Annotated in this window: 7 protein-coding genes and 3 pseudogenes; 3 read left to right on the top strand and 7 right to left on the bottom strand. The window is 70.2% G+C overall.

Annotation, left to right across the window (positions count from 1 at the left end; translation table 11 throughout):
* The 3 genes and pseudogenes from GUY61_RS31115 to GUY61_RS31105 form a co-directional block, all read right to left on the bottom strand.
* A pseudogene (locus GUY61_RS31115) lies at positions 1-597 on the bottom strand (hypothetical protein); the annotation flags it as partial.
* Between the two features lie 45 nt (positions 598-642).
* Positions 643-966 (bottom strand): hypothetical protein, encoded by a 324-nt coding sequence (locus GUY61_RS31110; RefSeq protein ID WP_166633591.1) that lies wholly within the window; start codon positions 964-966, stop codon positions 643-645.
* A complete protein-coding gene (locus tag GUY61_RS31105; protein ID WP_166633590.1) occupies positions 967-1,134 on the bottom strand; it encodes a hypothetical protein in 168 nt (55 codons plus the stop codon).
* A gap of 1,346 nt (positions 1,135-2,480) precedes the next feature.
* Here GUY61_RS31105 and rsgA point away from each other — a divergent pair.
* Positions 2,481-3,596, top strand: coding sequence for a ribosome small subunit-dependent GTPase A (gene rsgA, locus GUY61_RS31100; protein WP_166633589.1), 1,116 nt, complete (start codon positions 2,481-2,483; stop codon positions 3,594-3,596).
* 17 nt (positions 3,597-3,613) lie between these two features.
* The gene (locus GUY61_RS31095; RefSeq protein WP_166633588.1) at positions 3,614-4,360 is read left to right on the top strand and encodes a cyclopropane-fatty-acyl-phospholipid synthase family protein; all 747 of its coding nucleotides are present in this window, start codon (positions 3,614-3,616) and stop codon (positions 4,358-4,360) included.
* Between the two features lie 88 nt (positions 4,361-4,448).
* Here the strand turns inward: GUY61_RS31095 and GUY61_RS31090 are convergent, their stop codons facing one another.
* The 4 genes and pseudogenes from GUY61_RS31090 to GUY61_RS31080 all read right to left on the bottom strand — a co-directional run bounded on the left by GUY61_RS31090 (position 4,449) and on the right by GUY61_RS31080 (position 6,824).
* A complete protein-coding gene (locus GUY61_RS31090; RefSeq protein ID WP_313896956.1) occupies positions 4,449-5,177 on the bottom strand; it encodes a DUF6193 family natural product biosynthesis protein in 729 nt (242 codons plus the stop codon).
* A 246-nt stretch (positions 5,178-5,423) separates the two neighbouring features.
* Positions 5,424-5,747 (bottom strand): hypothetical protein, encoded by a 324-nt coding sequence (locus tag GUY61_RS40715; RefSeq protein WP_243766881.1) that lies wholly within the window; start codon positions 5,745-5,747, stop codon positions 5,424-5,426.
* Positions 5,748-5,971: 224 nt separating this feature from the next.
* Positions 5,972-6,184, bottom strand: a pseudogene (locus GUY61_RS41985) (transposase); the annotation flags it as partial.
* Positions 6,185-6,239: 55 nt separating this feature from the next.
* On the bottom strand, positions 6,240-6,824 hold the full coding sequence (locus tag GUY61_RS31080) for a DinB family protein (RefSeq protein WP_166633586.1): 585 nt from the start codon (positions 6,822-6,824) through the stop codon (positions 6,240-6,242).
* 227 nt (positions 6,825-7,051) lie between these two features.
* Between GUY61_RS31080 and GUY61_RS31075 the strand changes: the two are divergent.
* Positions 7,052-7,695 (top strand): annotated as a pseudogene (locus GUY61_RS31075) (transposase); the annotation flags it as partial.
* Positions 7,696-7,818 lie beyond the last annotated feature (123 nt).

The raw sequence follows: 7,818 nt of genomic DNA, 5'->3' as shown, positions 1-7,818 counted from the left end.
GGCAAGTCCCGTCCCGCCGGGAAGGGTGACCGCGAGGCGGTCGGCGTGGGTCTCGGCGAGCTTCGCGACCAGCCGCAGGGCCGCGACGTCCGGCGCCGTGAAGCGGGCCGCCGCGACGGCGGCCCCGGCGACGGCTGCCGCGCGCTCTGCGACCTCGCCGTACCGGCCGGCGGCGGGGCCCGGCCCGGTGGGCAGTCCGGCTCCGGGGAGCTGTCCCCACGCGTTCCGGAAGGCGACCACCCTGGGGTGCGAGGACTTGACCAGTTGCTGCCCCATGTCGGTGGCCGCCCAGGATTGGAACGCCCGGGCGATGGTTTCGGTCGCCCTGAGCGCCTCGTCGCGGGAGCCGTACGGGCGGGGCCTGCCCGTACGGAGCGCCTCGGGCGGGGGCTCCTTCCCGGCAGCGTCGCGGACGGGTGGCGCCGGAGGGCCGGCGGCGGCCGGGGTGTGCCTCGTGACGGTGCTGTAGGTGAGGGCGGTGTCGCCGAGCCCCAGCAGAGCCTGCGCACTGGGCAGCTCACCGGCGGTGGTGCTCCGGATCCAGTCGGCCAGGCCCGTGGCGCAGCGGGCGATGGAGTCGCACACGCGGATTGACACCGTCTTGAGGAAGCCCTGGAGGCGGAGGTCGGCCCGCAGTTCGCGTCAGTGGGCGCCGGCCTTCTCGCGCAGGGTGTCCCACAGGTGGCGAGCCGCGCCCCGGACCGTCTGCAGCCGCTGCCAGTCGGGGTGGTGGGTGATGCCGCCGGCGTGTTCGTCGAGTTCCCGCAGGGCGGCGTTGACCGCGTCGGCGGCGTCCTGCGTGGTCGGACCGGGGCGGTCCGCCCCTTCGGCGGACGGTGCGGTGGGGGCGGCCATCGGCTCCCCGGCCGGGCGGTCGATCGCGTCGAGGTCGCCGGAAACTGCCGCGCGGACCTCGTCGCCCGCTGCGACGTGGACCGGGACGTGCTCGTCCCACGCCTGCAGCACCTACTCGAAGCCGTCCCACAGGTCGTCGGGGACCGCGGCCCCGAAGACATCGTCCGCCGCAGAGGGCACGGGCGCCGCATCCTGTGCCGGGACGCTCGTCGGCGGGGCTTCGGCGGTCTCCGGCCTGACCCGCCAGATGGGGTTGCCGTCGGTGGGCTCGTACAGCACGTCGCCGCGCCGCTCGAATCTGCCCGGTGGCAGGCCATTGGCCGTCCACAGCGGGCACCTCGGATTCTCCGGCGGGTTCGTGAGGGGCTGGTGCCGGGGCCGATCCCGGTCCTGGCCCCGCCGAAGCGGCCCGTACTCTTCACGGCGCCGCCCCCGGCCGCGCCGCCCGCGGCGTTTGAGCCGCTGGACAGGGTGTGGGAGGTGTCCTGTTCCAGGGCGCGGGTGTACGCGCTGCCGCCGCCGACCGCACCGGCGCCGCCCAGTTCGGGGCGGTAGCCGCCGCTCATCGCGGCGGCGGAGGAGCCGAGCGAACTCATCAGGCCCGACGCCGCCGAGCTGCCCGCGCCGATGGTGGAGAACGTCATGAACTTCGCCAGCACCGGCCAGGAGAAGCAGGCCAGCAGGAAGATGACCAGACCGACGATCACGTTCTGGATACCCTTGCCCTCGGCCATGGCGAAGAACCCGATCGAGAAGCACACGACGATCACCGGTCGCCCAGGTCGATGGTGGAGGCCTTGGCGAAGACCTCGGCGAACTCCTCCAGCAGCCACACGACGGCCTTGCCGATGCAGCTCGCGGCCTCCTTGAGCGCGTCAGAGGCCATCTGGGAGATCTTCCCCTCGACCCAGTCGGCGGGGGTCTTGGCCGGGGCGGAGTGCTCCTGCTCCCCCTTGAGCCGGCAGTCCTCGAAGGTGCCGCCGTCCTAGACGCAGTCGGTGATGTACTCGTTGAGGGAAGTTCGGCCCGGCTGACGAGTGGTGCACAGCAGAGGTCAGTCGCCCTGGTCACCGCAGCGCGTGGCCGATCGGCCGACGCCGGCCCGTACGGCCGGGACGGCATCCTGGACAACGTGTCGGCACAGGCCGCTCGTGGCTGGAGCGCCGGGACCCCGTGTGGATGGCGGCTGCGGGGGTTACCTCGGTGTGAGCTGCGTCAGCCCTGCGATGAGCCCGGTGACCAAGTAGCTCTCTATGGTCAAAGTGACGCTCAGTTACGTGCGTGCGGCTGTGACCTTCGTGTCGTCCTACCGAGCCGAACGGTCGCGCGTCGTGTGCTTCCGCTGTTGCACGCCGGACGTCGTCGGGGGTCTGCGTCTCCAACGCGCCGCCCACGCTACGTCGACGTCCACGGCGGGTGTTACGCTGAAACCAGCGAAGACCAGTTCGCTAACGGAGATCGAAGGAGGTGAGTTGATGACTGTCGTGGAGACCACCGCTGTGCGCGGTGCCCGGATCATCCTCACTTCCCGGGCCTCGTCCTGACCTTCGCCTGCCTTCCTCCTTGTTGGGAGTAGTACCGGCACGCCTGCCGTCCGGCGGGGCCCCCTTTCAAGGGTCTCCACGTTGTTTTATCTACCCTCTTCACGCCAACCTGCTCTCTCTTCTCCTGCGCGCGTCCTGACCCTGGCCGACTACGGCTGGGACGCGGAACGTGAGCGTTCCTTCACGCCGTCGCGGGTCGACGGACTGGTTCCGGGCCGCGTGGTGCGGGCCGAGCGCGGCCTGTGCGACGTCGTCGCCGAGACCGGGCCCGTCCGCGCGGCGGTCGTCCCCGCGTCGGGCCCCGGTGACCGGCTGACGCCGTGCACCGGTGACTGGGTGGCCGTCCGACCGGCCACCGCAGTCGCCTCCGCCACCGTCATGAAGGTACTGGAGCGCCGGACCGCCGTGGTCCGCTCCACCGCGTCGCGCACCTCCCACGGCCAGGTCCTGGCTGCGAACGTCGACACCGTGGCGGTGACCGTCTCGCTCGCCGACCCGCTCAGGCACGGGCGGATCGAGCGGATGCTCGCCCTGGCCTGGGACAGCGGCGCCACTCCAGTGGTGGTACTCACCAAGGCCGACCGGTGCGCCGACCCCGGGTCGGCGGCCTCCGAGGTGGCCGCGGTCGCCCCGGGTGTGGAAGTGCTGGTCACCAGCGCCGCCATTGGCGAGGGCATGGACGTCCTCGCCGCCGTACTGTCGGGCACGGTCGTCCTGCTCGGCCCCTCGGGCGCGGGCAAGTCCACCCTCGGCAACCGCCTGCTGGGCGAGAACCGCCTGGCCACCGGCGCGGTACGCGAGAGCGACGGCAAGGGCCGCCACACCACCGCCTGGCGGGAGCTGCTGCCGCTGCCCCACGGCGGGGTCCTGCTCGACACCCCAGGCCTGCGCGGCGTGGGCCTGCACGACGCCGACGAGGGCCTGGACCAGACCTTCTCCGAGATCACCGAACTGGCGCGGGACTGCCGCTTCGCCGACTGCGCCCACACCGCCGAACGGGACTGCGCCGTCCGGTCCGCCATCGAGGACGGCCACCTCACCCGGCGGCGCCTCGACAGCTACCACCGGCTGCTGCGTGAAAACGCCTATGCCGCCTCCCGCACCGACGCGCGGCTGCGCGCCGAGCAGGAGCGGCCCATGAAGGACATCGCGCGCCTGCGACGCGCCATCAACCGCTCCCCCCACCGCAAGGCATGACGGAAAGGAATCTGGTCATGGACCTTCCCCGCATCTTCACCATCCGCGAGAGCAGCCACCGCATCCACAACCCGCTGACCCCGGCCAAGTACGCCGCTCTGGGCGAAGCGCTCCGCCTCACCCCCGGGACACGGGCGCTCGACCTGGCCAGCGGCTCGGGCGAAATGCTGTGCACCTGGGCGCGTGACCACAAGATCACCGGCACCGGGGTGGACATCAGCACGGTCTTCACCGAGCAGGCCCGGGCCCGTGCCGTCGAACTCGGCGTCGCCGACCGGGTCGAGTTCATTCACGGTGACGCCTCCGGCCATGTCGCGGACCAGCCGGTCGATCTGGCCGCCTGTGTCGGCGCCACGTGGATCGGGAACGGCGTCGCCGGAACGGCCGAGCTACTCGAGCGCAGCCTCCGCCCCGGAGGGATGATGCTGATCGGCGAGCCCTACTGGCGGCGGACCCCTCCGGACGAAGAGACCGCCACGGCATGCCACGCCACCGCCGTCGCCGACTTCGTGCCACTCCCGGCCCTGATCGAGCAGTTCCAGGACCTCGGGTACGACATCGTGGAAATGATGCTGGCCGACCAGGACAGCTGGGACCGGTACGCCGCGGCCCAGTGGCTCAGCATGCGCCGCTGGCTCGACCGGAACCCGGACGACGAACTGGCCCCCGAGGTACGGGAGGAGCTCACCACCGAGCCCGCCCGCTACGCGCGCTCCACGCGTGAGTATCTCGGCTGGGGAGTCTTCGTCCTCATGAAGCGCTGATGCTCCCGTCCCGTGCAGGGCCCGGACGGTGTGACGTCTGGGCCCGCACGGGATGTATGGCGAACCTGCAGCCTTCCCGCCGTGCGCGTCATCCGACTGGTTCGGAAGTTCCCGCGACGGCGGGCCCGAGACCGGCGGGAAGGTGAGCAACTGCCAGGGCGGCAGCCTCTTCCGCCGTGGCCGCTTCCGCGATGACGCCGCCATGAGGAAACTTCTGGACGCGGTAGGGACGATCCTCGTACGACGGGACGATGGCAACCTCCGGCAGGCACGGGATGCCCGTATGGGTATTGAAACCGAGCGTCCAGTGGCTGGAGAACGGGTAGAGCTGCCGCAGTCTCGGTTCCGCGTGGGCCGCTTCCACGAGCAGGCCGAACTGGGGGAAGTCCGGTGCGTCGGCCGCCTGTCGCCGCATAAGACACCACTGCGTCTCAACCGCTGCGGCCGGCCCGCGCTCATGGGCCTCGGCAAGCTCGCTGAACTGCAGGAACGGCTGCAACTCCTGCAGCTCCCGCAGGGTCCTTCCCTCTCCCCATGCCACGCCCGCCCTCACGACATCGTCGAGGTCCGGCGTCCCTCCGGTGATGAGCTCGACCCCTCGGCTCCGGCCGGAGACACCGAACCAGCGGCTCTCGGCCCCGATGTGGACGGACAGCGGCTCGCGGTCAGGGACCGAGGCCGCGATGCGCGCCGAAACGGGTACCCCCCAGTCACCGGGCACGGTCACGAGATCGACGCCAAGACCGGCCGCCGCCTGCTCCAGCGCAGCAGCGAGACTGCCCGCGGCAGCCAAGTCGGGATAGAGGTTGGAGTCCACTTCCGTAGTGTGTCGAACAGCCCCGCGAATGGAAACAGCGATCAGCCGACGCACCAGGTCAAAGAAGCAGTGCTGCAGAGATGAGTGGAGCCACCGGAAGGTAACCCTTCATGTCCGACGCCCCAAGCCTGGGGAGTGCAATTGGCCGCCCGTGGGGACCGCGAGCGGGGAACGCGGCCTCACACAGGGAAACGATCTTGGCTTCTGTCAGTCCCCACCACACCGTGACGTCATCATGATCCAAGGTCAGTAGAGCCGTCGACCGTGTGGTGCGGACATCGTGCTCGCCGTCGCCCGGTCGCTCCGCAGCCCGTCGCGATGCCGGTCGGCGGCCGGGCGGTGCCTGTCACGCACGGCAGCGTCGCGGGCGGCGTCCTCCCGGGTGTACTGGTCCGGGGCCTGGTCGGCGATCGTTCGGCGCAGCCGCTGCTCGGTCCGCAGGCCCGCCGCGACGCTGCGGAGTTCCTCGACGCGGGCCCGCAGCTCGACGACCTCGCCGCGCAGGAACCGCAGGGTCTGGACGCGCTGGGTGTCGATCCGCTCGGCGAGCGCGGGGAGTTCGGCCCGCATCGCGGCCAGTCGGTGCCGCAGCTCGGCGAGCTCGCGCGGCGCCTCGTCGGTGGCGCCTGGTCGGCGAAGAGGTCGGCGCAGCGGGAGCCCCGGAGGGTCTGCCAGGCCTCGTGCCGTGCGGCATCCGCTTCGGCTCGCGCCCGCTGCTGGGCCTCGTCCGCGGCAGCGGCACGTTCCGCGTACTGGGCCAGTAGCAGGCCCTGTTCGGCCCGGGAGGTGCCGGCCTCGGTCCATACCGTGAAGCGGCGATGCGCGGTGGCGGGCGACGTGCCGAACGTCGGCGGCAGATGCCGCCAGGCACAGCCGCTGGTCAGCGCGTACACCACTGTCGTGAACACGGCCCGCTCGTCACACGGAACGGTCCCACCACCTTGCGGACGAGCAGCGAACGACTGCAGCAACGGGGCGACCAGCTCCCAGAGTTCATCAGGAACCACTTCGATAGATCAGCACCCACGACCGGCACGAACATCACGTCACGTGAGACACCCTCTAAGCCTTGACGGGTGCGGCCGACCTGGCGGCCTGCTCGATCTTCGCGCAGTAGGCTGCACGGGCTTCTTCATCGATCTGCTTCTCGTGTTCGGCGCGCAACCCGGTCCGGCCGTCGAGGCCCTCGCGCAGGATATCGGCGTGCCCGGTATGCCGGATGGACTCGCCGAGGACATGGACCATGACGGCGAACAGGTTCGTGTCGGCATAAGGCTCCGGCCACCACGGCACGTGGCCGGGGGCGTCGAGGGGAAGCTCGTTGATCGTCGCGTCCGAGTGTTCCCACGTGCGCCGGTAGAACCCGATGATCTGATCGCGGGTCTCGTCCTCGGTCGCCCACAGATCGCTGCCGTTGGAGTCCTGCCACCGGGGCAGCGGTTCCGGGGAAGGGCGGTCGAAGACCTCGCCGAAGTACCTGGCCTCGACGGTGGCCACGTGTTTGACCAGGCCGAGGAGGTTGGTCCCGGTCGCTGTCAAAGGCCGGCGGGCGTCGTATTCGGACAAGCCGTCGAGTTTCCAGAGCAGCGCCTTGCGGTCCCGCCGCAGCCTCCCGTGCATATTGTCTTTCGCGAATTCATCGATCATGCGGCATGAGCCTGCCATGGGCTGCTCGTGGTCTCAAGATCCCGTACGTGGTCCGCAACGACCGGCAGAGCCGAGGCCTGGATGGCGTCCCGCTTCGTGGTGTAGCCGATCAACGTTGGGGCGTACGCCCCGGGGCGTGTGTCGATAGGGATTCCGCTACCTGCCCGACAGGCGGGCCACCATGCAACTCTCCCTGGTAAACGGCCAGTTCAACCAGGAGGTGCATGATGGCCCTGTCCCAGCATGACTTACTTCGGCTGCTGGAGTCACTGCGTTCGGCGGACGGACTCGAACTCGTCCGGTCCGTGGCCGAGCGGATGCTGCAGGAGCTGATCGAGGCCGAGGCGACGTCGAGGATCGGCGCGGAGTGGAACGAGCACACCGAGGCACGCACCGCACTGCGCAACGGGCACCGCGACAAGACGCTGACCACGCAGGCCGGTGACCTGGACTGGCCATACCCAAGCTGCGCTCGGGCAGCTTCTTCCCCAGCCTGCTGGAGCGTCGCCGCCGCATCGACCAGGCTCTGTTCGCCGTCATCATGGAGGCCTACGTCCATGGGGTGTCCACCCGCTCGGTCGACGACCTGGTCAAGGCACTGGGGGCGGACAGCGGGATCTCCAAGAGCGAGGTCTCACGGATCTGCGCGGACCTGGACACCCATCTGACCGCGTTCCGCGGCCGGCCCCTGGACCACACCCGCTCCCCCTACGTCTACCTCGATGCGACCTACTGCAAAGCACGGGTCGCGCACCAGATCGTCTCGCAGGCCGTGGTGATCGCCACCGGCATCACCGAGGACGGCGGCCGCGAGGTGCTGGGAGTGATGGTCGGCGACAGCGAGACCGAGGTGTTCTGGACTGAGCTTGTTCCACTTTGACGGACACCATTGGTGTGGTGGTCAGGCTGCGAGTGCGGTCTCGTATTCGGCGGGACTGCGGTAGCCGAGGCTGCTGTGCAACCGATGCAAGTTGTACCAGCCCTCGATGAAATC

It is taken from the genome of Streptomyces sp. GC420 (genome assembly GCF_009916105.1).
In the GTDB taxonomy this organism is placed as follows: Bacteria; Actinomycetota; Actinomycetes; order Streptomycetales; family Streptomycetaceae; genus Streptomyces.
The sequence above is the reverse complement of the archived record's forward strand: the minus strand, read 5'-3'. Positions and strand labels throughout refer to the sequence as shown.

Excerpts from the sequence above, each read along its gene's own strand:
- GUY61_RS31095 (WP_166633588.1), top strand. The coding sequence starts at position 3,614 with ATGGACCTTCCCCGCATCTTCACCATCCGCGAGAGCAGCCACCGCATC.
- GUY61_RS40715 (WP_243766881.1), bottom strand. The coding sequence starts at position 5,747 with ATGCGGGCCGAACTCCCCGCGCTCGCCGAGCGGATCGACACCCAGCGC.
- GUY61_RS31080 (WP_166633586.1), bottom strand. The coding sequence starts at position 6,824 with ATGATCGATGAATTCGCGAAAGACAATATGCACGGGAGGCTGCGGCGG.